This is a genomic window from Leifsonella bigeumensis, from assembly GCF_039537265.1.
Classification (GTDB): Bacteria; Actinomycetota; Actinomycetes; order Actinomycetales; family Microbacteriaceae; genus Terrimesophilobacter; species Terrimesophilobacter bigeumensis.
The window spans coordinates 54,785-80,259 of record NZ_BAABAE010000002.1 but is presented as its reverse complement, the minus strand read 5'-3'; the positions used below and the strand labels follow the sequence as shown (position 1 = coordinate 80,259).

24 protein-coding genes and 1 tRNA gene are annotated in these 25,475 nt (G+C 66.5%); 12 read left to right on the top strand and 13 right to left on the bottom strand.

Features of this window, described 5'->3' with window-relative positions:
• The first annotated feature begins 250 nt into the window (after window positions 1-250).
• Window positions 251-322: transfer RNA gene (locus ABD678_RS03355), tRNA-Leu, on the top strand.
• A gap of 165 nt (window positions 323-487) precedes the next feature.
• Here ABD678_RS03355 and ABD678_RS03350 read toward each other — a convergent pair.
• Window positions 488-880 (bottom strand): hypothetical protein, encoded by a 393-nt coding sequence (locus tag ABD678_RS03350; protein WP_344753701.1) that lies wholly within the window; start codon window positions 878-880, stop codon window positions 488-490.
• A gap of 358 nt (window positions 881-1,238) precedes the next feature.
• Window positions 1,239-2,228, bottom strand: coding sequence for an IS1595 family transposase (locus ABD678_RS03345; protein WP_344753699.1), 990 nt, complete (start codon window positions 2,226-2,228; stop codon window positions 1,239-1,241).
• A 110-nt stretch (window positions 2,229-2,338) separates the two neighbouring features.
• Between ABD678_RS03345 and ABD678_RS03340 the strand changes: the two genes are divergently transcribed.
• Window positions 2,339-3,217 carry an endonuclease domain-containing protein gene (locus ABD678_RS03340; protein ID WP_344753697.1) on the top strand — a complete coding sequence of 293 codons (879 nt, stop codon included), beginning with the start codon at window positions 2,339-2,341 and terminating at the stop codon, window positions 3,215-3,217.
• 199 nt (window positions 3,218-3,416) lie between these two features.
• Here the strand turns inward: ABD678_RS03340 and ABD678_RS03335 are convergent, their stop codons facing one another.
• Window positions 3,417-4,418: a glycerophosphodiester phosphodiesterase family protein gene (locus ABD678_RS03335; protein WP_344753695.1), complete on the bottom strand. Its 1,002-nt coding sequence runs from the start codon at window positions 4,416-4,418 to the stop codon at window positions 3,417-3,419.
• A 43-nt stretch (window positions 4,419-4,461) separates the two neighbouring features.
• Between ABD678_RS03335 and ABD678_RS03330 the strand changes: the two genes are divergently transcribed.
• The 3 genes from ABD678_RS03330 to ABD678_RS03320 are packed head-to-tail and all read left to right on the top strand — an operon-like array spanning window position 4,462 to window position 6,090.
• Window positions 4,462-4,710 carry a zinc ribbon domain-containing protein gene (locus tag ABD678_RS03330; RefSeq protein ID WP_344753693.1) on the top strand — a complete coding sequence of 83 codons (249 nt, stop codon included), beginning with the start codon at window positions 4,462-4,464 and terminating at the stop codon, window positions 4,708-4,710.
• Entirely contained in the window at window positions 4,703-5,239 is a 537-nt protein-coding gene (locus tag ABD678_RS03325) for a hypothetical protein (protein ID WP_344753691.1), read from the top strand. Before ABD678_RS03330 ends, ABD678_RS03325 begins: the two co-directional genes overlap by 8 nt.
• A gap of 38 nt (window positions 5,240-5,277) precedes the next feature.
• Window positions 5,278-6,090: a Bax inhibitor-1/YccA family protein gene (locus ABD678_RS03320; protein WP_344753689.1), complete on the top strand. Its 813-nt coding sequence runs from the start codon at window positions 5,278-5,280 to the stop codon at window positions 6,088-6,090.
• A gap of 36 nt (window positions 6,091-6,126) precedes the next feature.
• Here the strand turns inward: ABD678_RS03320 and ABD678_RS03315 are convergent, their stop codons facing one another.
• Window positions 6,127-6,795, bottom strand: a complete 669-nt coding sequence (locus tag ABD678_RS03315; protein ID WP_344753687.1) for an MIP/aquaporin family protein — start codon at window positions 6,793-6,795, stop codon at window positions 6,127-6,129.
• A gap of 176 nt (window positions 6,796-6,971) precedes the next feature.
• Here ABD678_RS03315 and ABD678_RS03310 point away from each other — a divergent pair, with 176 nt between their 5' ends.
• Window positions 6,972-7,382, top strand: a complete 411-nt coding sequence (locus tag ABD678_RS03310) for an arsenate reductase ArsC (RefSeq protein WP_344753685.1) — start codon at window positions 6,972-6,974, stop codon at window positions 7,380-7,382.
• A gap of 5 nt (window positions 7,383-7,387) precedes the next feature.
• Window positions 7,388-8,047 carry an arsenate reductase ArsC gene (locus tag ABD678_RS03305; protein ID WP_344753683.1) on the top strand — a complete coding sequence of 220 codons (660 nt, stop codon included), beginning with the start codon at window positions 7,388-7,390 and terminating at the stop codon, window positions 8,045-8,047.
• A 29-nt stretch (window positions 8,048-8,076) separates the two neighbouring features.
• On the opposite strand, the gene guaA is transcribed toward ABD678_RS03305, so the two are convergent.
• The 5 genes from guaA to ABD678_RS03280 are packed head-to-tail and all read right to left on the bottom strand — an operon-like array spanning window position 8,077 to window position 13,721.
• The gene (gene guaA, locus ABD678_RS03300) at window positions 8,077-9,645 is read right to left on the bottom strand and encodes a glutamine-hydrolyzing GMP synthase (protein ID WP_344753681.1); all 1,569 of its coding nucleotides are present in this window, start codon (window positions 9,643-9,645) and stop codon (window positions 8,077-8,079) included.
• Window positions 9,642-10,085: a DUF3817 domain-containing protein gene (locus ABD678_RS03295; RefSeq protein ID WP_344753679.1), complete on the bottom strand. Its 444-nt coding sequence runs from the start codon at window positions 10,083-10,085 to the stop codon at window positions 9,642-9,644. The genes guaA and ABD678_RS03295 overlap by 4 nt, the downstream gene beginning before the upstream one ends.
• A 9-nt stretch (window positions 10,086-10,094) precedes the next feature.
• The gene (locus tag ABD678_RS03290; RefSeq protein WP_344753677.1) at window positions 10,095-10,841 is read right to left on the bottom strand and encodes an SURF1 family protein; all 747 of its coding nucleotides are present in this window, start codon (window positions 10,839-10,841) and stop codon (window positions 10,095-10,097) included.
• A 25-nt stretch (window positions 10,842-10,866) separates the two neighbouring features.
• Window positions 10,867-12,594, bottom strand: coding sequence for a glycerol-3-phosphate dehydrogenase/oxidase (locus ABD678_RS03285; RefSeq protein WP_344753675.1), 1,728 nt, complete (start codon window positions 12,592-12,594; stop codon window positions 10,867-10,869).
• 8 nt (window positions 12,595-12,602) lie between these two features.
• The gene (locus ABD678_RS03280) at window positions 12,603-13,721 is read right to left on the bottom strand and encodes a GuaB3 family IMP dehydrogenase-related protein (protein ID WP_344753673.1); all 1,119 of its coding nucleotides are present in this window, start codon (window positions 13,719-13,721) and stop codon (window positions 12,603-12,605) included.
• A 154-nt stretch (window positions 13,722-13,875) separates the two neighbouring features.
• On the opposite strand from ABD678_RS03280, the gene ABD678_RS03275 reads away from it, so the two are divergent.
• The gene (locus tag ABD678_RS03275; RefSeq protein WP_344753671.1) at window positions 13,876-15,021 is read left to right on the top strand and encodes a MalY/PatB family protein; all 1,146 of its coding nucleotides are present in this window, start codon (window positions 13,876-13,878) and stop codon (window positions 15,019-15,021) included.
• An 18-nt stretch (window positions 15,022-15,039) separates the two neighbouring features.
• Here ABD678_RS03275 and ABD678_RS03270 read toward each other — a convergent pair whose 3' ends face one another.
• Both ABD678_RS03270 and guaB read right to left on the bottom strand, forming a co-directional pair.
• A complete protein-coding gene (locus ABD678_RS03270; RefSeq protein ID WP_344753669.1) occupies window positions 15,040-16,728 on the bottom strand; it encodes an ATP-binding cassette domain-containing protein in 1,689 nt (562 codons plus the stop codon).
• A gap of 94 nt (window positions 16,729-16,822) precedes the next feature.
• Window positions 16,823-18,325, bottom strand: a complete 1,503-nt coding sequence (guaB, locus tag ABD678_RS03265) for an IMP dehydrogenase (RefSeq protein WP_344753667.1) — start codon at window positions 18,323-18,325, stop codon at window positions 16,823-16,825.
• A gap of 286 nt (window positions 18,326-18,611) precedes the next feature.
• On the opposite strand from guaB, the gene ABD678_RS03260 reads away from it, so the two are divergent.
• The 4 genes from ABD678_RS03260 to ABD678_RS03245 are packed head-to-tail and all read left to right on the top strand — an operon-like array spanning window position 18,612 to window position 22,526.
• On the top strand, window positions 18,612-19,898 hold the full coding sequence (locus tag ABD678_RS03260; RefSeq protein ID WP_344753665.1) for a branched-chain amino acid ABC transporter permease: 1,287 nt from the start codon (window positions 18,612-18,614) through the stop codon (window positions 19,896-19,898).
• On the top strand, window positions 19,899-20,885 hold the full coding sequence (locus ABD678_RS03255) for a branched-chain amino acid ABC transporter permease (protein ID WP_344753663.1): 987 nt from the start codon (window positions 19,899-19,901) through the stop codon (window positions 20,883-20,885).
• Entirely contained in the window at window positions 20,872-21,783 is a 912-nt protein-coding gene (locus tag ABD678_RS03250; protein WP_344753661.1) for an ABC transporter ATP-binding protein, read from the top strand. The genes ABD678_RS03255 and ABD678_RS03250 overlap by 14 nt, the downstream gene beginning before the upstream one ends.
• Window positions 21,780-22,526 carry an ABC transporter ATP-binding protein gene (locus ABD678_RS03245; RefSeq protein WP_344753659.1) on the top strand — a complete coding sequence of 249 codons (747 nt, stop codon included), beginning with the start codon at window positions 21,780-21,782 and terminating at the stop codon, window positions 22,524-22,526. Before ABD678_RS03250 ends, ABD678_RS03245 begins: the two co-directional genes overlap by 4 nt.
• A gap of 217 nt (window positions 22,527-22,743) precedes the next feature.
• On the opposite strand, the gene ABD678_RS03240 is transcribed toward ABD678_RS03245, so the two are convergent.
• Window positions 22,744-24,012, bottom strand: coding sequence for an ABC transporter substrate-binding protein (locus ABD678_RS03240; protein WP_344753657.1), 1,269 nt, complete (start codon window positions 24,010-24,012; stop codon window positions 22,744-22,746).
• A 194-nt stretch (window positions 24,013-24,206) separates the two neighbouring features.
• Window positions 24,207-25,457: an ABC transporter substrate-binding protein gene (locus ABD678_RS03235; protein WP_344753655.1), complete on the bottom strand. Its 1,251-nt coding sequence runs from the start codon at window positions 25,455-25,457 to the stop codon at window positions 24,207-24,209.
• Window positions 25,458-25,475 lie beyond the last annotated feature (18 nt).

The following is a 25,475-nucleotide window of genomic DNA, read 5'->3' as shown; positions in this document are numbered from 1 at the left end:
CCCTCCCCCTGCGCCCCCGCCCCCTGCGCCGCGCCCGTGCACCCCGCCCGTCGCTCGTGCGCCGCCGGTACTGTCCCAAATGAAGGCAATCCGGCGATCAGTTCGCAATGTGCCCCGTGATTGCGGGAGTAGAACTCGTCTACTCCTTCACTTGGGACGATGACTCTGGCTATCCGGCGCTGTGCGGGTTGACAAACCCTAGCCTGGGGCTTGACGGTCCCCTTGGATACTGGGAGAGTCAGCTACGACTACCTGTAGCTCAGTTGGTTAGAGCGCCCGCTTTAGGAGCGGGAGGTCACGGGTTCGAGTCCCGTCAGGTTCTTAGGAAGCCCCAGCGTCCGCGTTGGGGCTTCCGCCTTTCTCGCGCTGTGCGTCTGGTTTGGCCTTGACGTCCGCGACCTCACGGACCTCGGCAGCATCCTCCCGACTCACATTCAAGAGCGCACGTAAGAAGTCCTTGGGGTTGACTCCGGGCTTGTCCCTTTTATCACTCATCTTGCGCGTTTGACGTGAAGTATGAGGCTGTGGCAAAGCGCCCGTCCTTGAGTCGTCTCACTTCACCGCGCTCCATCAGTCGGCCAAGTGCTGTCCGAACGGTGTTACTGGGCGATGCAGAAGAAGTTTTCCAACCGCGCCCCAACAGCTCGTTTGTAAGCACGGTGTTCTGCAACGGCCCGAGTTCGTCAAGGGTTGTCAGAATCAATTCCATTGATCCGCCCCCGCGAGTGCCTGGCCTTGCTGGTACTAACGATTTCCTCGTCGGTGAAGAAATAGGAGATCGGCCACGCAGAACCTCGGCTGCTGCTCGCAATCGCTGCGCTTCCGACTCAAGCTCATTCGCGCGGCCCTCGAGTTCACGGATGATCATGTCACTTTCCATGTCACGAGTCTACAGGGCTGTCCCGATTTCTGGGACAGGTTAATGCAATAACTCGGTGTGTCGCCTGACTTGTCCCGGTTGTGCAGTACGATAGAACCACGAGAGCCGACCCCCGTGACGGATGAGTCGGCTCTCGAAGAGAACAACTGGAAGGAGGTGACAAGTATGCCGCCGCCATAGTGGTGGTGGGTCGTTTCGGGTTGACGTTGGAGCGTCAACCCGAGCGGCCCACCGCTCTCTAATCTTCAATTTTGGGCCGGGGCATGGTTGCCAGGAGCGCATTTGGAACTCTCCCTAGCGGGTCCAATTCCCGTCCGGTCCACAGTTTAACAGGTTCTCACCCGGACTAATAGCTCTTCTACGCGTTTCCAACAAGTGGCATATAGGTGAGTCGTCGTCCAGCAACGGTTCCGATCAGTTTCCGCATCCGCTGGGAGTCAGTCAGTTTGCAGGTCGTGAACATGAAGTCGAACTGGGCCAGATACCGGTCAAGGTGCTCGATCGAAACGTGACGGTGGGTGCCGTCGAGGGAACGCTTCAACTCGGAGAAGAATCCTTCGACCAGGTTCGTACCCGCTCCACCGAGCAATTTGTACTGGCCCATCGAGTGATCAACGACCTCATGCGATGGTGCCTCAGCGCCGATCTTGATGTACCCAGTGTGCTTGTCTGTCTGAAGATACGTGTTCTCAATGTCCGCCCATTCGCGGATCTTGTCTCCCAAGGTGTTCGCGGTCACATCATTCACAACTGTGGAGCGTGCTTCGCGAGTCTCGTAGTGCACGAGAGCGAACACGGGCTGCTTGTCCGTGGTGCCCGCTTTACGTGGCAGCTCGCGGGGGTCGTTGCGGTGACGATTAGCAGGGTTCCCGCCAATCCACGTTTCGTCCGCCTGAATAGCGCCCCGCAGGAGTCCGGCGACTGGCTCCCGCTTCATCGCTTCACGGATGCGGTGCACCATGTGCCACGCACTCTCGGGGGTCAATCCGTATTGGCGGGAAATCTCCCACGCGGACACTGAGTTCTTTGACGAACACACTTGGAGGATCACCATCAACCAAGTACGAATCGAGATCTTCGTTCCGTGGAAGATGGTATCCGTGAGGACTGAGAACTGCTTACGGCATCCACCGCACTTCCACACACGACGCTCCGAAACCGAACCGGTACGGGTTTTGCGTGTTGAACCGTTCGCGGGGTTGAGGAAGTAGCAGCGGCCAACCGTGCCGCATTTGGGGCATGCATCCGGGGTGCCGCCCCAGCGGAGTTGTTCAAGCAAAAGGTAAGCGTCGGCTTCCGACTTGAGGTCGGTTACCAGCTTCGGGATTGAGAACTCCTGCTTGCTCATAAACCCATTTATGGTTTGGGTGTGGGTTTGTCAACCCGCACAGCGCCGGCTATCCACAGAGCGAGGCTTCCGCACCACCACAGGCCTCCGCGACGCGGCACGCTTGCCGGATGTTCTCCCTGACTGAAACGATCGACAGCCACGGCGGCCTCGCAGCCACCTACGAGTTACTCGCAGCCGGCTTCAACAAGAGAGCGCTGTCCGCGGCCGCACATCATGGCATCGTCATCCGGGTTCGACAGGGGTGGTATTGCACACCGGATGTCCACCCGCTTCTGCGGCAGGGCATCCGGGTCGGTGGGCGGCTCGGTTGCATCTCCGGCGCGGCCCTGCACGGAATGTGGCGCCCGCCCGACGAGCACTTGCACGTGTCGCTCGACCATAACGATTGTCGGCTGCGCACACCCGACAACATGAGGCGTCGACTCCCGCGGGGTTCACTGGCGGTGACGACGCACTGGAACGCCCAACACCGCGCGGGATCGAGACTCCTGCTCGACCCGCTTTCTTGTCTCGCCGAGGTAGCCCGTTGCCAGCCCATCGACTATGCGGTCGCCATCGCCAATTCCGCGTTACGACCGTCCGAAACGAGGAGCATCCCTCTCATCACCCGCAATGAGTGGCAGCTGATCGCCGACGGTATCCCCACCCGTGCTCGTCTACTTCAGTTGGCGGACGGAATCTGTGAGAGCGGTACGGAATCCATCACCTGGGTGCGCCTCGCACCACACCGCTTGCCCCTTCAGCGACAGGTGTGGATCGACGGGAAGCGGGTCGACTTCCTGGCGGGCCGCCGGCTCGTCATCGAGGTCGACGGTGTTGCCTACCACATCGACCCGGTCCGTTTCGAGGCGGACCGCAGTCGTGATGCCGAGTTGTGCGCGCTCGACTACATCGTTCTTCGATTCAGTTACAACCAGGTGATCTACCGCTGGCCGGAAGTTGAGCGCGCCATCCTCACCTCGGTCGCACGTGGCGACCACCTCTGAGTTCGACTCGCCAGCAACTGGCCCACAACGCGGCCCCCGTCTGGTACCTGTCCCAAATGAAGGCACTCCCACGCCAAAAGCCACTTCTCGCCCGTTCGCGTGGCGCGACCCCTTGGCAATGCCTTCATTTGGGACAGAGGCACGCCCGCATCACGCACCGCCGCAACCGGCCGCGAGGTGGGCCGGAAGGGGGGAGGGGCTAGAGCCCGGCCCGCGCCTCGATCGCGAGATCCGGCTGATCCGCGAAGACGCCGTCGAGGCCGCTGCGCATGATGAGCTGGAACTCGTCGCGCCACTCCCCGAACTCGCGCGGCCCGCCCCCGCGCCGCAGGTTCTTCGGCAGGAAGATGTTCTCAGCGCGCAGCGTCCAGCAGAAGACGAGCAGCCCGGCGGCGTGCGCCCGCTCGACGAGGTCGGTGGTCCCGGTGACCTGCCCAGAGGCATCCGCCGCGAGCAGCAGCCGCTTGTCGACGCTGATCCCGTCGATCCCGGATGCCGCGATCCCGGCGAGTCCGGCATCCGTCAGATAGGCGGAGTAAGGCTTCGCCGCTCGCCCGTGCGCCGCGACCTCGTCGGCCGGCGCACCGGCGGCCTCGAGGAGGAAGACGTACTGCGCCGCGATCCCGCGATCCCGCAGCTGCCCGAGCACCCGGGTCTCGAAGCATTCGACGGTGACCCGCGGGTCGTTCTCCCAGCCCGCGCTGCTCAGCTCTGCGGCGACGAGTTCATCGAGGGGCAGTCCGATCGACTCGAAGTACGCGGCGTGCTTGATCTCGGCGACCATGCCGACGCCACCGCGCTCGTCGAGCAGGTCGATGAGGTCGCCGAGACGCAGGATGCCTTCCTCACCGTCGAAGGAGCGGCTCCTGAGCTTCGGCAGGCGCTCGCGCACCCGCAGGCTTTTCAGTTCGAGCCAGGTGAAGTCCTCGGTGAACCAGCCGGTGAGCTTCTGGCCGTCGATGACCTTCGTGGTCCGCCGCCCGGCGAACTCGGGGCGATGTGCGACATCCGTCGTGCCGGAGATCTCGTTCTCGTGCCGCAGTACGAGCACACCGTCGGCGGTGGCGACGATGTCCGGCTCGACGGCATCCACCCCGAGGTCGATCGCCAGGTCGTAGGCGGCACGACTGTGCTCGGGTCGGTACCCGCTCGCGCCGCGGTGTGCGATCACGATAGGCCGGGTCGCCGCAGGCAGTTTCACAGTGCAACGCTACGCGATACCCGCTGTTGGTAATCTGCTCCCTATGGAACGCTGCGACAGTTGCGGCCGCGAGCTCGCGTCGACGTGGAAGTTCTGCATCTATTGCGGGCGCCCGATGCACAGGGCCGTACCCGCGCTGGCGGCCATTCCCGCGGCGATCCGCCCCGACCTGAGTACTGAGGAGGAGGCGAAGAAGTACGACGCCCCGTTCTGGGTCGGCATCGGCATGGGAGCGCTCGGGCTCGTCCTCATCGTCTACGCCGCCATCCAGATCTACACCTCGTATGCCTGATCCTGCGCCGGCCGGGCCCGATTGGACACAGTCCGGATGGCGCGAGCCGGCCTCGCTCCTCCCGTCGCGCTGGGGCTCCTACCGCGGTCGGTATCTCGGGGGGCTCACCCTCGCGTTCACCGGCGGACTGCTCATCCAGCTCACTTCGACGTACTCCCTCGGGGTTCTGCCGATCGGGATCTTCCTGCACGTGGCGGGGTGGTGCATCCTGCCGGGGGTCGGCTGGCGACGCGTCCTGGCATCCGGGGCGAGCGTGCTCGTCATGATCATCCTGCTGAACGGTGCCCAGGCGACGCCCTTCCTCGCCGTGACCCTCGCAGCGTGGCTGCTCGTGCGGCAGAGGCCGCTCGTGAGCTACCTGACCCTCGCGCTCCCGCCGGTCGGCGGGCTGCTTCTCGCGCAGATGTTCCCCGACTACGGATGGGGGGCCGTGGTGCTGCCGGTCGCCGGCGCCCTGCTCGCGGGCGCCGCCTGGCTGGGACGTTCGCTGGCCGCGATGCGCGGGAGAAACACAGCCACGACCCGGTAGATTTGGTGAAAGCGATTCCCCCGAAAGCAGAGGAACCCATGGCGTCATCGAATCCGGCCTTCAGCAACTCGCCCGCCTTCTCCGCGAGCGCGACCAAGGCGGCGCAGCTCGCCCGTCCCGCCGTCCCCGAGCTCACCGCCGAGCAGTTGACCGAGCTCTACTCGCGTCCGTCGGCAACGCCGGCCGAGACCGACCGGATGAGCTACGAGGACACGATCGTCAAGATCGTCGTGAGCTTCGGCATCCTGCTGGTCGGTGCGGCCGTCGGCTGGTTCATTCCATCGCTCTTCCTGCCGGCGATGATCGTCGGCTTCGTGCTGGCGCTGGTCAACATCTTCAAGAAGAAGCCTTCGCCCGCACTCGTGCTCGCCTATGCGGCGGTGGAGGGTGTCTTCGTCGGCGGGGTGACGAACTTCTTCGAGTTCCTGTACCCGGGGATCGCGGTGCAAGCGGTGCTGGGCACGTTCGTCGTGATCGGCGTCACGCTGGCTCTCTTCGCGAGCGGGAAGGTGCGCGCATCGAAGAAGGCGACGAAGGTCTTCATGGTCGCGATGATCGGCTACCTCGTGTTCTCGGTCCTGAACCTCGTGCTCATGTTGACCGGGGTCAACGACCAGCCGTTTGGCTTGCGCAGTGCCGAGATCTTCGGCATCCCGCTCGGCTTGATTCTCGGCATCCTCGTGATCCTTCTCGCCGCATACTCCCTCGTTCTGGACTTCGACAGCATCAAGACCGGAGTCGAGCGTGGGGCACCGCGCATCTACGGCTGGACGGCCGCCTTCGGCATCATGGTCACCGTCGTCTGGCTGTATCTGGAGATCCTGCGCCTCCTGGCGATCCTCCGCGAGTGACCTGGTCGGGCATCCTTCGCACCGGTCCCAACCACCTCACACGGTGACGCGCGGGTAGAAGTATCGCACCAGCAGGTACCCGATGCCGCCGCCGAGCAGTTGCGCCGCGATGAAGCCGAGCGACGAACTCGGTGCGATACCGGCGAAGCTCTCACTGAACATCCGCCCGATCGTGATGGCCGGATTCGCGAAACTGGTCGAGGCCGTGAAGAAGTAGGCAGCGCCGATGTAGGCGCCGACCGCGGCCGGGATGACGGATGCGCGACCGGTGCGGGCCAGGGCGAAGATGACCAGGACGAGCCCCGCCGTGGCCACGATCTCGGCGAGGAAGGTGCCGGCGCCGAGGCGCTCCTTGGTGCTCCAGGAGACGGCGGAGGCGCCGAACATCAGGTTGGCCAGCACGGCTCCGGCGATGCAGCCGGCGACCTGGGCAGGGATGTAGACGGCGGTGTCCCGCCACGCGCGCAGGCCGATCGCGGAGTCGACCAGAGACACGACCGGGTTGAAGTGAGCGCCGCTGATGTGGATGAACAGCAGGATGAGCACCGGCAAGGCGAGGGCTGTCGCCAGGGCGTTCTCCAGTAATTGCAGCCCGACATCACTCGGCGAGAGTCGCTCCGCCGCAATGCCCGATCCGACGACGACAGCGGCCAGGAGAGCACTGCCGAGGAACTCGGCCACGACCCGGCGAAGTCTTGCAGACATGGGCGTCAGCCTATCGTTACATCGACAGATGTCGATGGAGCAGATGGCGATCGGCGGATCGGCTCCAGGTGAATATCTGGTGAACGATTCCCGCGCAGATTGTCTCGTCACGGTGACACCCCGATACTTATTACATCGACATCTGTCGATGCCCTGCACGCCGTGACGGAGGAGCCATGTCCGACAAGCCCACAGTCCTCTTCGTCTGCGTGCACAACGCGGGCCGCTCGCAGATGGCTGCGGGCTATCTGGCCGCCCTCGCCGGCGATCGGGTGACCGTGCTCTCGGCCGGCTCCGAGCCGAAGGACGAGATCAACCCGGTCGCCATTCAGGCGATGGCCGAAGAGGGCATCGACATCGCGAACAACGTGCCGAAGATCCTGACCACGGATGCCGTCAAGGACTCCGACGTCGTCATCACCATGGGCTGCGGCGACGCCTGCCCGATCTTCCCCGGCAAGCGGTACGAGGACTGGGAGCTCGACGACCCGGCCGGTCGGGGCATCGACGCTGTCCGGCCGATTCGCGACGACATCAAGCGGCGCATCGAGGGGCTCTTGAGCGAGATCCTCCCGGCTCAGGCCTGACGCCCGTGGACCTCAGCGACCGGCGCGGCCAACCCGGGCTCGCCTACCCCGAGGACTATCTTCGGCGTCTCGCCGCCGAGCTGGCGTCCAGGTTCTCCGGGGTCTTCAACACGGAGACGGTCGAGCGCTACGTGCTCGAGTCGTACACGGCGCTGCTGCGCACCTCGACGGTGACCGCGCACCTGGCCGTGCGAACCACCCGCTTCGCGAGCGATCGCCTCACCGCCCTGGCCCAGGCGAAAGGCTCGATCGAAAGACCCGTTCCCGAGATCCTCTTCGTCTGCGAGCAGAACGCCGGACGATCACAGATGGCTGCGGTCTTCGCCAACCACCTCGGTGGCGGCCGCGTGCACGTGCGCTCCGCCGGCTCGGCGCCGAGCCGGGAGCTGAACCCGACCGTGACCGCGGTCATGGCGGAGCTCGGCCTGGACCTGGCCGAAGAGTTCCCGAAGCCCCTCACCGACGACGTGGTGCAGGCGGCGGATGTCGTGATCACTATGGGATGCGGCGACGCCTGCCCGGTGTACCCGGGCAAGCGGTACGAGGACTGGGAGCTCGACGACCCGGCCGGCCTTCCGAGGGAAGAGGTGCGCCGCATCCGCGACCGGATCCGGGCTCAGGTCGAGCAGTTGCTCGCGCGCCTGGATGTCGTCACGGACGCCTGAATTCATGAACCTTCACCACAACGTGGTCGTCATTCCCACTCGATAGTGCCCGGCGGCTTGGATGTCACATCCAGCACCACCCGGTTCACCCCCGGCACCTCATTGGTGATCCGGTTCGAGATGCGAGCCAGCACGTCGTACGGCAGCCGCGACCAGTCCGCCGTCATCGCGTCCTCCGACGACACCGGTCGCAGCACGATGGGGTGCCCGTAGGTGCGCCCGTCGCCCTGCACGCCGACCGACCGCACGTCCGCCAGCAGTACGACCGGGCACTGCCAGATGTCGGCGTCGAGGCCGGCGTCGGTCAGTTCGGCGCGGACGATCGCATCCGCGAGTCGCAGCAGGTCGAGACGTTCGCGGGTGACCTCGCCGATGATCCGGATGCCGAGGCCAGGACCCGGGAACGGCTGGCGGGCGACGATCGGCTCTGGCAGGCCGAGCTCTCGGCCGATCGCACGCACTTCGTCCTTGAACAGGGCGCGCAGTGGCTCGACGAGTTCGAACTGGAGGTCTTCGGGCAGACCTCCGACGTTGTGGTGGCTCTTGATGTTGGCGGTGCCGCTGCCGCCGCCGGATTCGACGACATCCGGGTAGAGGGTGCCCTGCACGAGGAACTTGATGGGCGCCCCGTCGGCGGCCGCCTCCAGCACGAGCGCTTCGGCGGCGTTCTCGAAGCAGCGGATGAACTCGCGCCCGATGATCTTGCGTTTCGTCTCCGGATCGGTGACCCCGGCAAGCGCGTCGAGGAACTGTTCAACAGCGTCGACGGTGACCAGCCGGACGCCGGTGGAGGCGACGAAGTCCTCCTCGACCTGGCGGCGCTCATCCTGCCGCAGCAGCCCGTGATCGACGAAGATGCACACGAGCTGGTCGCCGACCGCCCGGTGCACGAGTGCGGCGGCGACGGCGGAGTCGACCCCGCCGGAGAGCCCGCAGATGACGCGCGAGTCGCCGACCCGCTCCCGGATGCGCGCAACCTGGTCGGCGATGACGTTGCCGCTGTTCCAGTCGGCGGGCAGCCCCGCGGCCTCGTGCAGGAAGTTCTCGAGCACGCGCTGACCGAACTCGGAGTGCTTCACCTCCGGATGCCACTGCACGCCGTAGAGGCGCTGCGCGTCGCTGCCGAACGCCGCGACCGGGGTGGAGGCGCTCGAGGCGAGCACGGTGAAGCCATCGGGAGCGGTCGCGACGGAGTCGCCGTGGCTCATCCAGGCGACCTGGCTGGCGGGTTGCCCGGCGAGCAGCACGCCGCCGTCGCCGGCGAGCACGACATCCGTCGCCCCGTATTCGCGCAGACCGGTGTTGGCGACCTCGCCGCCGAGCTGCTGCGCCATGACCTGGAAGCCGTAGCAGATGCCGAGCACGGGCAGGCCGAGCTGCAGGATGCCGGGATCGAGCGAGGGCGATCCCGGTTCGTAGACGCTCGACGGGCCCCCGCTCAGGATGACGGCGGAAGGCGTCCGCTCGGCGAGCTCTGCCGCGGTGATGGTGTGCGGCACGATCTCGGAGTAGACGCCCGCCTCACGCACCCGTCGCGCGATGAGCTGAGCGTACTGGGCACCGAAGTCGACGACGAGGACCGGACCGCGACCGCTCATGCAGGAACCTCCGTGCCGGCCACCGCAGCGCCGGATTCCACGGCCGCGACCTCCGCGGCGACCCGCTTCGGCACGCTGCGCTCGAAGAAGAAGGACAGGAGCGGCACGATTCCGCCGAGGGCGATGAGGAGGAACCGCCCGAACGTCCAGCCCATGAAACGCCAGAGCAGGAAGTCGCAGGCGAGGTAGAGCACGTAGAGCCAGCCGTGCACGATGAGGATGATGGTGGAGAGGTCGATCCCGACGATCGCCTCTTTCGGAGTGAGGGCGAGGAACCCGTCGGGGCCGCCGAGCTCGATGTCGACGTTCATGACGTAGCGGAACACCATCATGAGGCACAGGAGCAGCAGGAAAGTCCCGGTGACGATGGCCGACACCTTGTAGACGGCGACGGTCTTGCGGATGCGGGGAATATCGGTCACACGAGGCAGCTGGGGCATGACCTAAGTCTACGGATTCGGGTCTGGGGCCGCCGCGCGTTGTTCCTTCTCCCACACGTCCCGCACGAGCCTCCACCACAGGAAGACGGCGAAACCGGCGAAGATCACCCACTCGGCGGCGTAGAAGACGTTGAGCCAGTTGAGTTCGACGGTGGTCACCGGGCGCGGCGAGTCGATCTTCGCGAGGCCGCCGGAGGGCTCCCCCGCGACGACGTACCCGTTGTAGATTCCGGCCGGGTCGGCATCCGGCCACAGATTGACGAGGGCGGCCGCCGCGAGGGTACTGAGCTCTCCGTGCTCGAAATCGGATGTCTGCGGCGCCTCGTCGACGACGAAGCGCCCGGTCACGGTCGCCTCTCCCCCCTCGAGCGACGAGGCGACGGATGCCGCCCCGTTCCGGTCGGCGCTCCAGCCGAGTGCGACGGCGAGGCCGGCGCCGTCGGCGGTCCTGAGGTGCGCGACGACCCAGTAACCGGCCTGCCCACCGTTGATGCGGTCGCTCAGGACGATGGTGTCGCCGGCGAGGTACTCACCGCTCGCGGTGACGAGTTGGCCGTCGGCGTCGGTCCTGATCGGCTCCTGCGGCTGCGCGACCTCGGCGAGGGGCAGCACCGTCTCGGTCGGCCGTTCGACGACCGTTCCGGTGCTCACGCTGCGGGAGAGCTGCCACTGGCTGAGGAGGGCGAACCCCGCGGCGACCGCGAGCGCGAGCACGAGGGCTGCGATCCAGCGCGGCCTCAGGGCGATCCTCAGCATGCGATGTTCTCGTTCCTCGGCATCGCTACCCTGCGACGACGATGTCGGGCGCTTCCAGCCGAACCCGGTCGGCGGAGGCGTCATCCGGCTGCTCCTGGCTCGCCCGCTCCGCGGCGACCCGCTTGAGGTAGTGGCTGACCTCCTGCTCGACTCGGGGGGCATCCCAACCCAGGACCCCGCCCATGAGCCGCGCGGCCACGGGGGCGGCGGAGACACCACGATCCCACGCCTCGATCGAGATACGGGTACGGCGGGCGAGCACGTCGTCCAGGTGCAGCGCGCCCTCGTGGGTGGCGGCGTAGACGACCTCCGCCTCGAGGTAGTCGTCCGCCCCCGGAAGGGGATGATTCAATTCCGGGCGCTCCCGGATGAGGTCGAGCAGCTCATCCGTCAACGTTCCATACCTGTTCAGCAGATGCTCGATCCGCACCTTGTGCACCCCGAAGGCTCGCGCGATCTTGGAGCGCTTGTTCCAGGCCGCCTGATAGCCCTCGGCACCGAGCAGCGCGATCTCGTCGGTCGTGCTCTCCGGCACCCTGCCATCGAGTGCGGCGGCCGCTTCATCGATCGCATCCTTCGCCATCACCCGGTACGTCGTCCACTTGCCTCCGGCGATCACGACGAGGCCGGGGACGCTGTGCGCGACGATGTGCTCGCGCGAGAGCTTCGAGGTCTCGTCGCTCTCGCCGGCCAGCAGGGGCCGCAACCCCGCATAGACGCCCTCGACGTCCTCACGGGTGAGCGGCAGGTTGATGACCTTGTTGACATGCTCGAGCAGGTAGTCGATGTCGGCGGCCGTCGCGGCCGGATGCGCCTTGTCGAGATTCCAGTCGGTGTCGGTCGTGCCGATGAGCCAGTGCCGGCCCCACGGGATGACGAAGAGCACGCTCTTCTCGGTGCGCAGCAGCAGGCCGACCTTCGACTGGAAGCGGTCCCGCGGCACGACGAGATGGATGCCTTTCGACGCGCGCACCTTGAACTGGCCGCGCTCGCCCACCATCGACTGGGTGTCATCCGTCCACACCCCGGTCGCGTTGACGACCTGGCGGGCCCGGATGTCGAAACGCTCGCCGGTGAGCAGGTCGTGCGCCTTCACCCCCACGACGCGCTCCCCCACCTTGAGGAATCCCTCGACCCGCACCCGGCTAGCCACGTGGGCGCCGTAGAAGGATGCCGTGCGGGCCAGGCTCGAGACGTAGCGCGCATCGTCGACCTGGGCGTCGTAGTAGGTGATGCCGCCGATGAGGGCGTCGTCGCGCAGGCTCGGCATGAGCCGGTGCACCTGCCTCTTGCTCAGGTGCCGGTGGTGCGGAACCCCTGGTGGGCGACCGCCGCTGTAGCTGAACAGGTCGTAGAGGAGCATCCCGGCGCCGATGTACAGGCGCTCGACGATGCGGGTCTTCAGCGGGTAGAGGAAGCGCACGGGCTTCACGAGGTGCGGGGCGAGACGCTGCAACAGCAGGCCGCGCTCCATGAGGGCCTCCCGCACGAGGCGGAAGTTCAATTGCTCGAGATACCGGATGCCGCCATGCACGAGCTTGGACGACCGGCTCGACGTGCCGCTGCCCCAATCGCGCGCCTCCACCATGCCGACCCGAAGCCCCCGGGTCACGGCATCCATCGCACTGCCGGTGCCGACGATGCCGCCACCCACCACCAGGATGTCGAGCTCCTTCTCCTTGAGCGCGGCGATCGCCGCGGCGCGCTCGGCGGGGCCGAGCTTCGAGGAGCGGGTGACGGTCTTCTTCGCCATGGTCTTCCTTAGGCGTGGTAGGGAGCGAGCACGACCTCGACCCGCTGGAATTCCTTGAGGTCGGAGTAGCCGGTCGTCGCCATCGAGCGCTTGAGCGCGCCCACGAGGTTGACGGTCCCGTCGGCCGTCGTCGACGGGCCGAACAGGATCTGTTCGAGCGGCGCGACCGACCCGACCTCGACACGGCGACCGCGCGGGAGCTCCGGATGGTGCGCCTCTCCTCCCCAGTGCATGCCGCCGCCAGGGGCATCCGTCGCGCGGGCGAGCGTGCTGCCGAGCATGACGGCATCCGCCCCGACCGAGATCGCCTTGACGATGTCTCCGGAGCTGCCGAGCCCGCCGTCGGCGATGACGTGCACGTAGCGGCCGCCCGACTCGTCGAGGTAATCGCGGCGGGCGCCCGCGACATCCGCCACGGCCGTGGCCATGGGGGCGTGGATGCCGAGGCTCGCCCGTGTCGTGGACGCCGCCCCGCCGCCGAACCCGACGAGCACGCCCGCCGCACCGGAACGCATGAGATGGAGCGCAGGCGTGTAACCGGCGGCGCCGCCGACGATGACCGGCACGTCGAGCTCGTAGATGAACTTCTTGAGGTTGAGCGGCTCCTGGTTCCTGGAGACATGCTCTGCGCTCACGGTCGTCCCGCGGATGACGAACAGGTCGACCCCCGCCTCGACGACGGTCTTGTAGAGCTGCTGGGTGCGCTGCGGCGAGAGGGCGCCGGCGACCGTGACGCCGGCAGCACGGATCTCGGCGAGGCGGCTCGTCACGAGCTCGGGTTTGATCGGCTCGGCGTAGATCTCCTGCATGCGCTTCGTCGCCTTGTCAGCCGGCAGCGCGCGGATCTCCTCGAGCAGCGGCTCTGGATCGTCGTAGCGGGTCCACAGACCCTCGAGGTTGAGCACACCGAGCCCGCCGAATCGGCCCATGAGGATGGCGGTCGCCGGCGAGACGACCGAGTCCATGGGGGCCGCGAGCACCGGGATGTCGAACTGGTAGGCGTCGATCGTCCAGCTCACCGACACGTCTTCCGGGTCGCGCGTGCGCCGGTTGGGCACGATCGCGATGTCGTCGAATGCGTAGACGCGTCGCCCGCGCTTCGCCCGGCCGATCTCGATGTCACTCACGCATCAAGCCTACCGAGCCCTGCCGCTGTGCTCCCGCTCCGTGTCCCAAATGAAGGCAATCCGGCATCCGTCATCCGCGCATGCCCGTGGTGCCGTGCCGCAGCATCCGCAATGCCTTCATTTGGGACAGTCACGGAGGTGGCAAGCTGGGCTCATGGATGTGAAGGCAGATTCGATCGAGAAGCTCCGGCAGCGCACGAGCATGAAGTGGCGCGCGTTCCCGGATGACGTGCTCCCGCTCTTCGTCGCCGAGACCGACTACCCGCTCGCCCCGCCCATCGCTGAGACGCTGGCTGCCGCCATCCGCGACTCGGACACCGGCTACGCCCCGCCCACGTCCGACCTGCCCGAGGCGTTCGCCTCCTTCGCCGCCGCCCGCTGGGGGTGGACCGTCGACCCGGCCCAGGTCTGGACGACGACGGATGTCGGGGTCGCCATCGTCGAGACCCTGCGCCGTGTGACGAAACCCGGCGAGGGCGTGATCGTCAACCCGCCCGTGTACTTCCCGTTCTTCGACCTTGTCGCCGAGTCCGGCGCGCGCATCGTCGAGGTGCCGCTCGCCGGCGGACTCGATGAGGGCTGGTCGCTCGACCTCGACGGGATCGAGCGCGCATTCCAGGATGGAGCCCGCGCCTACCTCCTCTGCAACCCGCACAACCCGGTGGGCCGCGCGCACTCGGCCGACGAGTTGCGCGCCGTCGCCGACCTCGCCGCGAAGTACGGGGCGACCATCGTGAGCGACGAGATCCACGGGCCGCTCACCTACCCGGATGCCGCGTTCACCCCGTTCCTCTCGGTCTCGGATGCGGCGCGCGAGGTCGGCGTCTGCGTCACCGCCGCGAGCAAGGCATGGAATCTCGCCGGCCTCAAGTGCGCGGTCATGGTCACCGCGGGCGGGCCGAACCAGCAGGTCGTCGGCTCGATGCCGCTCGAGGTGTACTGGCGGACGAGCATCCTGGGGCTGAAGGCGAGCATCGCCGGGTACCGCGAGGGCACGGAGTGGCTCGACGGCATCATCTCCTCGCTCGACGCGAACCGACGGCTGCTGACGACCCTGCTCGCCGAGCAGCTGCCCACCGTGAAGTACCGGATGCCGGAGGCCACCTACCTGGCCTGGCTCGACTTCCGCGCGCTCGACTGGGGCGACGACCCGGCGGAGTACGCGCTCGAGCACGCGAAGGTCGCGCTGAGCAACGGCCCGCCCTTCGGCGCTCCCGGCCGCGGCTTCGCCCGCCTCAACCTGGCCTGCTCGCCGGAAACCCTCACCGAGGCCGTAGCTCGCCTGGCCGGCCTCCGCTAGCCGACCCGCGCACGCCGGTCAGCGAGGACGGACGACGCGCTTCTCATCCCAGACCGGCGCATCCGACTCGTAGACCCGGCCGTCGGCACCGAACACCAGGAAGCGGTCGAACGACCGCGCGAACCACCGGTCGTGGGTGACGGCGATGACGGTCCCCTCGAACCGCTCCAGGGCATCCTGCAGCGCCTCTGCCGAGACGAGGTCGAGGTTGTCGGTCGGCTCGTCGAGCAGCAGCAGTGTCGCCCCGGAGAGCTCGAGCAGCAGGATCTGCAGCCGCGCCTGCTGGCCGCCGGAGAGCGACTCGAAGTTCTGCTCGGCCGCCTCGGCGAGCCCGTACCGGTCGAGGGCGCGGCTCGCCGCCTCCCGCGCCATCCCGTTCCGGTTGTCGTCGCCTCGGTGAAGGATGTCGAGCAGCGTGCGCCCGAGGAGTGACGGATGCTCGTGCACCTGCGCGAACCATCCGGGCACGACGCGCGCCCCGAGCTTCGCGGCGCCGGTGTGGGCGACCGGTGTGAGGGTCGCGCCGACCGACGTCAGGTGCCCGGCGCGCGGGTCGGGGTCGGTCCCGCCGAGCGCGAGCAGCCGAAGGAAGTGCGACTTCCCGGAGCCGTTCGACCCGAGCGCAGCCACCCGGTCGCCGAACCAGACCTCGAGGTCGAACGGAGCCATGAGCCCCGTGAGCTCGAGCTGCTCGCACACGACAGCGCGCTTGCCGGTGCGGTCACCGCGCAGCCGCATGGCGAGATCCTGCTCGACGGGGCGCTCGAGCGGCGGCCCGGCCTCCTCAAACTTCCGTAGTCTCGTCATCGCCGCGTGGTAACGGGAGGCGAACTCGTCGCTCGCCGCCGCCTTGACCTTCATCGCCTGGACGAGCTGGCGCAGCTTCGCATGCTGCTCGTCCCAGCGGCGTCGCAACTCATCGAGCCGGTCCATGCGCGCCTTCCGCGCGTCGTGGTACGTGCCGAAGCCACCACCGTGCGTCCACGTCGTCGCCCCTGCGCCACCCAGTTCGAGCGTGATGATGCGGTCAGCGGCACGCGCGAGGAGTTCGCGGTCGTGGCTCACGAGCAGCACGGTCTTCTTCGACGCACGCAGCGTCCCCTCCAGCCAGCGCTTCGCCGGCACATCCAGGTAGTTGTCCGGTTCGTCGAGCAGGAGCAGGTCATCCGGTCCACGGAAGAGTGCCTCCAGCACGAGCCGCTTCTGTTCACCGCCGGAAAGGGTCGTGACCTCGCGGTATTTGGCGCGCTCGAACGGGATGCCGAGCGCCGCCGTCGTGCACTCGTCCCACACCGTCTCCTGCTCGTAGCCGCCCGCCTCCGCATACTCGGCGAGCGCACTCGCGTAGGCCATCTGCGTCTCGAGTGCGTCGTTCTCGATGATCGCGGTCTCGCTGCGGTCGAGTCCGATGGATGCCGCGCGAATCCGGGTCGGCGCGACCGACACGAGGAGGTCCCGCACCGTGGATGCGTCCCGCAGGTGACCGACGAACTGGTCCATGATGCCGAGCGCGCCGTCGATCGAGACGGCCCCCGCATCCGCCTTCTGCTCGCCCCGGATGATGCGCAGCAGCGTCGACTTGCCCGCGCCGTTCGCCCCGATGAGCGCACTCGTCGTGCCCTCACCGACGCGGAAGCTCACGTCGTCGAGCAGCGGCCGCCCGTCGGGCAGCGACAGCGATACGCCGTTGACGTCGATGTATCCCATGGGTGTGATCCTCGGTACGCGACTCCGGATGCCGGAGGCCCACCACAGGCGAGCCGACCAGACTACAGGAATTGCGGACGCGCCCCCGCAAAAGCTAGTGCCGGTAGTTGGGCGCCTCCACCACCATCTGGATATCGTGCGGGTGCGACTCCTTGAGCCCCGCCGCCGTGATCCGCACAAACTTTCCGTTGGCCCGCAGCTCGTCGATCGTGTGCGCGCCGGTGTAGAACATGGACTGCCGAAGGCCGCCGAGCAGCTGGTACACGACGGAGGACACCGGCCCCCGGTAGGCCACCTTGCCCTCGATGCCCTCGGCGATGAGCTCGTCGTCGCTCGGAACGTCGGCCTGGAAGTAGCGGTCGCGCGAGTACGAGGTGCGCTTGCCCCTGGTCTGCATGGCGCCGAGCGACCCCATGCCGCGGTACGACTTGAACTGCTTGCCGTTGATGAAGAGCATGTCGCCGGGGCTCTCGTCTGTTCCGGCGAGCAGCGATCCGAGCATGACCGACTCCGCCCCGGCCACGAGCGCTTTCGCGATGTCGCCCGAATACTGCAGGCCACCGTCCGCGATGACCGGGATGTCCGCCTCGCGCGCCGCGAGCGACGCCTCGTACACCGCGGTCACCTGGGGCACCCCGACGCCGGCGACGACGCGCGTCGTGCAGATCGAGCCCGGCCCGACGCCGACCTTGATCGCATCCGCCCCCGCCTCGACGAGCGCCTGGGCTCCGGAACGCGTCGCGACATTCCCTCCGATGATGTCGATCCCGTCGAAGGCCGAGTCGCCCTTCAGCCGGCGGATGATGTTGATCTCGCCCGCGGAGTCGCCGTTCGCCGTGTCGACGACGATGACGTCCACGCCCGCGTCGGCGAGCGCGCCGGCGCGCTGCCAGGCGTCGCCGAAGAAGCCGATCGCGGCGCCGACCCGCAGCCTCCCCTCATCGTCCTTCGTCGCGTTCGGGTACTGCTCCGTCTTGTCGAAGTCCTTGACCGTGATGAGTCCGGTGAGCCTGCCGTTCGCGTCGACGAGCGGCAGCTTCTCGATCTTGTGCTGCGCGAAGATCGCGACCGCGGCATCCGGGTCGACCCCGGTGGGCGCCGTGATGAGCGGCAGCTTCGTCATGACGTCGCGCACGAGTGTCGTCTGCTTCTCGAACTGGGACACGAAGCGCATGTCCCGGTTGGTGATGATGCCCACGAGCTTGCCGTCGCCCTCGACGACCGGCAGGCCGGAGACCCGGAACTGCCCGCACAGCGCGTCGACCTCGGCGACCGTCGCATCCGGGGTCGTCGTCACCGGGTTCGTGATCATGCCGGACTCGCTGCGCTTGACCTTGTCGACGAAGGTCGCCTGGTCCTCGATGGAGAGGTTGCGATGCAGGATGCCGAGCCCGCCCTGGCGTGCCATCGAGATCGCCATGCGACCCTCGGTCACCGTGTCCATGGCCGCCGAGATGAGCGGTGTGGCGACCCGGATGTTGCGCGTCAGACGGGATGAGGTGTCCGCTTCGCTCGGGATGACATCCGTATGCCCCGGCAGGAGCATGACGTCGTCGTAGGTGAGTCCGATGAATCCGAACGGGTCTGGCTGCTCCATGAGTCTCCGAATTGTTACTCGTCGCGATAAGAGGCCGGTTGCCACGCTGAATCCGGTAATTAATCGTAGCGTTTGTTGCGCTCAGCCGCCCAGGACGCGGCAGCTCTGCGCCCTCGTGTGGAATTGAGAGTGCTCCATGCGACATAATCGGCAGGTACTGTCAACGATGACGGCAACCAGAACCCGAGGTCCCAAAGATTCTTCGCTGGTCCGTCTTGGAGGTCTCGTGGTCACAACTCAACGGTCCCGGTCGCTCGCAAAGCGCCCTCTCGTTCTCCTCCTCGCAGTGATATTCGCCGCACTCGCGTTCGCGATGACCGCCGTATCCCCGGCGACGGCGGATGAGACCAACACCGATAAGTACGACTACATCTTCAGCGGCAACGTCAAATACAACGGCGAGCCGCTCGATGACGTCACGCTCATCGTCGAGGGCAGCGGCTACGAGGCCGAGGTCAAGACGGATGCCGACGGCAAGTGGCGGGTCGGCGTCCCCGAGAAGGCCACCTACAAGATCACGCTCGTCGAGTCGACCCTCCCCGAGGGCGTCATCGTGAGCGAGGAGGGCAACGATCGGGTCACGATCACCGATCGTGGTGCCACGATCGAAGCCGAGTTCGGGCTGACCAAGAAGAAGTCGGTGAACTTCTTCCTCGGCGCCGGCGAGCGCACGGTCACACCGTTCATCGACCAGTTGATCTCAAGCCTCATCAGCGGCCTCAACTTCGGCCTCATGCTCGCCCTCGCCTCGATCGGGCTCTCACTCATCTTCGGAACCACCGGCATCGCGATCTTCTCCCACGCCGAGATGGTGACGCTCGGGGCGGTCTTAGCGCTCACCTTCGGCGTGTTCCTGTCCTGGCCGATGTGGCTCGCGATCCCGATCACACTCGTGCTTCTGGCGGTCGCCGGGTTCACCCAAGACGTCGTGATCTGGAAACCCCTGCGAAAACGGGGGTTGAGTGTCGTCCAGTTGATGATCGTCAGCATCGGGCTCTCCCTCACCCTGCGGTACGTCTTCCAGTTCTTCATCGGCGGTGGGACGACTCTTCTTCCCACGGATCCGGCGACGACCGCGAAGCTCCCCCTCCTCGGTCCGATCTCGCTGTCCATCGTCGACATGGCCAGCATGGGCATCTCGGCGGTCGTGCTCGTCGCTGTCGCGTACTGGCTGTTGTACACGCGCACCGGCAAGGCCACCCGGGCGATCAACGACAACGCGTCGCTCTCCGCCGCATCCGGTATCGACGTCGACCGCGTCGTGCGACTGGTCTGGATCCTGGGCACCGTCCTCGCGGGCCTCTCAGGTATCCTGTGGGCCTACTTCCGGCCCGGTATCAAGTGGGACATGGGCTGGCAGATCCTGCTGCTGATCTTCGCCGCGGTGGTTCTCGGCGGGCTGGGCACCGCCTTCGGCGCGCTGGTCGGCTCGATCATCGTCGGCTTCCTCGTCGAGCTCACGCCACTGTGGCTCTCGGCGGACATCAAGTACGTCGGTCCGCTCCTGATCCTCATCATCGTGCTGCTCTTCAGACCACAGGGCCTGCTCGGCCAGAAAGAGAGGGTCGGATAAATGGACTTCTTCGGCATCCTGTTACAGACCGCCTCGTGGATCCTCGCTCCGGAGACGATCGCCTACGCTCTCGCCACCGTCGGGCTCGCTGTGCACTTCGGCTACGGCGGCCTCCTGAACTTCGGCCAGGCCGGGTTCATGCTCATCGGCGGCTACGGCTATGCGATCACGATCCTGTCGCTCCACTGGCCCTGGTGGGCCGGCATCCTCGTCGGCATCGGCGCCTCGATCGTGTTCGCTCTGATCCTCGGCATCCCGACCCTGCGGCTTCGCGCGGACTACCTCGCCATCGCGACCATCGCCGCCGCCGAGGCCCTGCGCCTCATCGTCCAGTCGACGCTGCTGGATAACGTCACCAACTCCGCGGACGGGCTCGGCGGCTACCACGAGGGCTTCCGCCAGGCCAACCCCTTCCCCGAGGGGACCTACGGTTTCGGTCCATGGACCTACAACGAGACGGAGCTGTGGATCAGGGTCTTCGGACTCTCCATCCTGGCCCTCGCGATCTGGGGTGTGTGGGCACTCATGCGCAGCCCCTGGGGACGGGTGGTCCGCGGCATCCGCGAAGACGAGGATGCGGTGCGCGCCCTCGGCAAGAACGTGTTCGCCTACAAGATGCAGGTGCTCATCATCGGCGGCATTCTGGGAACCTTCGGCGGCGTCGTCCTGGTTCTCCCCTCCGCGGTCGTGCCGCAGGTCTATCTGCCGTCGCTCACCTTCTTCCTCTGGACGATCCTGCTCCTGGGCGGCGCGGCGACGATCTGGGGACCGGTGCTCGGCACGGGCATCTTCTGGATGATCTACGCCTTCCTCGGCCTCTTCCTCCCCGCCCTGTCCGCCGCGGGCTGGCTGCCGGGGATCACGCCGTCGCAGGCCGGCATCCTGCGCTTCGTCCTCATCGGGCTCGCGCTCATGCTCATCGTGATCTACCGCCCGCAAGGCATACTCGGCGACAAGAGGGAGCTGTCATTCAATGCCCGCAAATAACGCACGCGAGAAGTCGACCGGGATCACAACGGGGGACTTCGTCCCCGGGGTCTCGAAGACCGACCCGATCATGGTCGCCGACAATGTGACCCGTCACTTCGGCGGGCTCACGGCCGTCGACGTCGATCATCTGGAGATCCAGCGCGGGGTCATCACCGCGCTCATCGGGCCGAACGGCGCAGGCAAGACGACACTGTTCAACCTCCTCTCCGGTTTCGACAAACCGAACACCGGGACCTGGTCGTTCGACGGGATCGCGCTCGCCGGGATCCCCTCCTTCAAGGTCTCCCAGCTGGGCCAGATCCGTACCTTCCAGCTCACCAAGGCGCTGAGCATGCTCTCCGTCATGGAGAACATGAAGCTCGGGGCCAAGGACCAGTTCGGGGAGCATCTTTGGTCGGCGATGTTCCCCTGGCTGTGGCGTGCTCAGGACGATGAGATCGAGTCCAAGGCGATGGAACTGCTCGCGCGCTTCAAGCTGGATGCGAAAGCGGACGACTTCGCCGCCAGCCTCTCCGGCGGGCAGCGGAAACTCCTGGAGATGGCCAGGGCCCTCATGAGCGATCCGACCCTGGTGATGCTCGACGAGCCCATGGCCGGTGTCAACCCGGCGCTGACCCAGTCGCTGCTCGACCACATCTTCGGACTCAAGGAGCAGGGCATGAGCGTGCTCTTCGTCGAGCACGACATGCAGATGGTGAGCCACATCGCCGACTGGGTGGTGGTCATGGCCGAGGGCAGGATCGTCGCCGAAGGCCCGCCCGCGATCGTCATGAAGGACCCGGCGGTCATCGACGCCTACCTGGGCAGCCACCAGGATGTCGATCTCGGTGTCGTCACCGGTCGAATCGAGCTGCCGACTCCCGCCGAGAAGGCTTCGAAGAAGGGCACGAAATGACCACCGGTACCGCACCGCGCTCCGTCCTGGAGGTCACCGATCTGACGGCGGGCTACCTGCCGGGGATCGACATCCTCAACAGTTGCAGCATCGCCGTCGGCGAGGGCGAGCTCATCGGCATCATCGGCCCCAACGGCGCCGGCAAGTCGACCCTCCTCAAGGCGATCTTCGGTCAGGTGAACATCCGGAGCGGCTCCATCTCCCTGTTCGGCGAAGACATCACGGGGCTCGCGGCCTACCGACTCGTCGCCAAGGGTGTGGGCATGGTTCCACAGAACAACAACGTGTTCCCTTCGCTCACGATCGAGGAGAACCTGCAGATGGGGTTGTTCCAGAACCCGCGCATCTATGCCGAGCGGCTCGAGTTCATCACCTCGATCTTCGGCGAGCTGTCGTCGCGGCTCAAACAGCGCGCGGGCTCGCTCTCCGGTGGTGAGCGGCAGATGGTCGCGATGTCACGCGCCCTCATGATGGACCCGCACGTGCTGCTGCTCGACGAACCCTCTGCCGGGCTTTCGCCGGTTCGACAGGATGAGGCGTTCATCCGGGTCTCGGAGATCAACAAGGCCGGCGTGACGACCATCATGGTCGAGCAGAACGCCCGGCGCTGCCTGCAGATCTGCGACCGCGGCTACGTGCTCGATCAGGGCACGGATGCCTACACGGGCTCCGGGCGCGAGCTGCTGAACGACCCCAAGGTCATCAACCTCTACCTCGGAACCCTCGGCGAGGACGCCGCCTAACACCGTCCCTCTCTCCCCCCGACTTCGGTCGGAACGGTGACTAGGGTGTGGGAGAGGAGTTCTTCCGGGGTGTCGAGTTTTGAGGGTGTTCGGCGGCCCTCGCGGCCGTCGAACACCCTCAATGTCTGAGCTGAGGAGGAAGAACTCCTCTCCCACGCCCCCACGACATGGGAAGGGCCCCGACCGAAGTCGGGGCCCTTCCTGTACCTACCGCGTCTTAGTTGATGCGGGTGTGCATGTTGTCGTCACCGTACTGGAAGATACCGATGGTAGCTTCGGTCGGGTCACCGGCGTCGTCGAACGTGATCGGTCCGGAAGCACCGTCGTAGTCGACCGTGCCGCCATCGATGATCACCTGGGCGGCCGACGCGAAGTCGGTCACCTTCTCGCCGTTGCCGGAGCCACCGGAGACCTCCTGCAGCTTCGTCGCGATGTCGACGGCATCCGTCGAGTTCGCGGCGAGAGCAGCAAGCGCGATCAGGATGACCGCGTCGTAGGACTCTGCAGCGTAGCTGTAGTCGTCCAGCGTGCCACCGAACTCCGACGAGTAGATGTCGTTCAGGCGCTGCTGGAAGTCATCCGCGAGCACCGGGCCCGGGGTGGTTCCCTTCGCACCGGTCAGAGTCGCCGGAGGCAGGTCCTTGCCGAACTGCTTCAGGTTGCCGTCGACCAGGTACACCTTGGAGGTGTCGAAGCCGGCATCCTTGAGCGCGGGCAGGATGGTGTAGATCTCGTCGAACGTGATCAGGGCGATCGCGTCCGGGCTCTGGGCGAGCACTGCGGAGATCTGCGCCGAGAAGTTGGTGTCACCGGCGTTGAAGAACTCGGATGCGACGACCGTGCCGCCCGCGTCTTCGAACGTCGACTTGGTGACCTTCTCGAGGCCCGTGCCGTAGGCGTCGTTGAGGACGATCATGCCGAGCGTGCTGGCACCGTCATCCGCGATGAGGTTTCCGAGCACTTCGCCCTGGAGCAGGTCGGAGGGCGCGGTACGCCAGTACAGGTTGTGGTCGTCCCAGGTGGTGAAGTCCGGCGAGGTGTTCGCCGGGGAGAACATCAGAGTGTCGGCACCGATGATCTGGTCGATCACCAGCTTGGACACACCCGACGAGGCGGCGCCGACAACAGCGTCGACACCCTCCGAGAGGAGGTTCGGGACCGTGGTCGCGTACGCCTTGTTGTCCGGGTCGCCGGAGTCGCCGTAGGTGACCTCCACGGTGATGCCGAGATCGGCGTCGTTGATCTCCTGGGCAGCGAGCGCAACGCCGGCCTCCTCGGGCGGGCCGAGGAACGCCAGGGCACCGGTCTGCGGAAGCAGGGTGCCGATCTTCAGTGTGAGATCCTCGCGCGGACCGGCCGGGGTCCCGCTGTCGGTCGGGGTGCAGCCGCTGAGGACCAGCGCTCCCACTCCGACGATGGCGAGCCCGGTGAGGGTCGACTTGAGGTTCTTTGAGCGGGAGGCCTTGGCCTTCGCGAATACGCTCATGTTGCTCCTTGCGTTTCGAGTGTGCTGACACGACAGAATTGCACTGCCGTTGCTGTAAGGGTATTGAGTATCCGGGCGGAGCACCACAGTGGGGGGTCACAGGCCGGTAACACGGCGGAATCGTTACCTTTCGTGATGTTGATTGCCCCCGAAAAGGGGGCGCAATCGCGAAAATTCGACGGATTCCGAAGAAATCAGCCCGCCGCGGTGTTCCCCACGAGGGTGTACTTGTTCTCGGCGCCGTAGCGGTACAACCCGAACACCGCCGAGCGCAGGTCACCGTTCTTGTCGAAGGCCAGCGGCCCGCTCACCCCGTCGTAGTCGATGTCCGGCATCGTACGGAGGACGTCCAGGCACTCCCCGAAGCTCGTGCACTTGATCCCGCCGGAGGACGCATCGGCCAGGGCATCCGCGACGGACACCCCGCTGTCGTCCTTCGCCAGGATTGCTGCGAGGGCGGCGAGGATCGTGGCATCGTAGGCTTCGGCCGCGTAGTGGAAGTCTTTCACCGCCGGGTCGGCGCTCTTCACCCGCTTCTCGAAGGCCTTGTCCGGAGCGATCCCCTCGAGGATGCCGTTGGCGTCCTTGAGCGTTCCCGCGGGAAGCGCCTGAGAGTAGTCGGCGAGGTTCTGACTGGTGAGCCAGAGGCGCGACCCCGCCAGCTTCGCAGCGGCGAGCTTCGTGAGCAGTTCCTTGTTCCTCTTCATCTCGCTGAACGGGCTGAAGAGGATCACCATGTCCGGCTCTGTCCGCTTGACGGCGGTGATCATCCGGTCGACGGAGTTCGTGGTCTCGGTGAAACCCTCGTCCACAACCAGTTCGCCGCCGGTGTCGTCGAGCGCCGATTCGAGGGCGTCATGCATGTCGTGGCCGGCGGCATCCGAGTAGTAGAGGAGTGCGACCTTCTTGCCGTCGCCGGCGAGCTCGGCGAGCGCCACCCCCTGGAGTGAGGAGGACGGGATGGTGCGGAACAGCCGGCCGTCGTCGGGGAGGGTGGAGAGCACTGGGCTCGTCGCCGAGGGGGAGATCATCGTCATGCCGGCCTGGAGCACCTTCGGCAGGATGCGTTCGGCCAGCACGGACGACGACGGGCCGATGATGACATCCACCTTCTTCTCGACGAGGCCGGCGAGGGACTCCTCCGCCTTCTCGGTCGTGGCGTCGCCGGAGTTGCGGTGGTAGACAACCACCTTCGCTCCGTTGACCCCACCCGCCTCGTTGATCTCCCGGATGGCGAGCTCGACCCCGGCATCCTGCGCCCGAGCGAGGAAGGCTGTGGCGCCCGTGGTCGGGAAGAGGGTTCCGATCGTGAGCACCCCGTCACCGCGGGGGGCGGCCGTCTCGCTGGGCGTCGATGTCGGCACCGGCATCGGCTCCGGCGTGCAGGCGGCCAGGCCGAGGCAGAGCACTCCGGCTGTGGTGGCGGCGAGGGCGCGCGCGCTCACGGATGGACTCTTCGGATG